General features: G+C 67.3%; 1 protein-coding gene. It reads left to right on the forward strand.

The window, feature by feature from the left end:
- The coding region (locus CUZ56_RS15085; protein ID WP_239442619.1) for a S1C family serine protease at positions 1–269 on the forward strand (269 nt) is incomplete at both ends.

Raw genomic sequence — 269 nt, forward strand, 5'->3', positions numbered from 1 at the left:
GCGGACGGCCGGGTGATCGGCATCAACACCGCGATCCGCAGCGAGAGCGGCGGATCCGTCGGACTCGGCTTCGCGATCCCTGTCGACCAGATGACCGAGGTCGCGCAGACTCTCATCCGCGACGGCTCGATCCATCACCCGGTGATCGGCGTGAGCGCCCGCCAGAAAACCGTCGCCAACGAGGTTATGATCGGCGCGGAAGTCGCCGATGTGCAGCCGGGGAGTCCGGCAGCGAATGCCGGGATCGTCGAGGGCGATGTGATCGTGCG

Origin of the sequence: Saezia sanguinis (genome assembly GCF_003991585.1) — a bacterium.
Taxonomy (GTDB): Bacteria; Pseudomonadota; Gammaproteobacteria; order Burkholderiales; family Burkholderiaceae_C; genus Saezia; species Saezia sanguinis.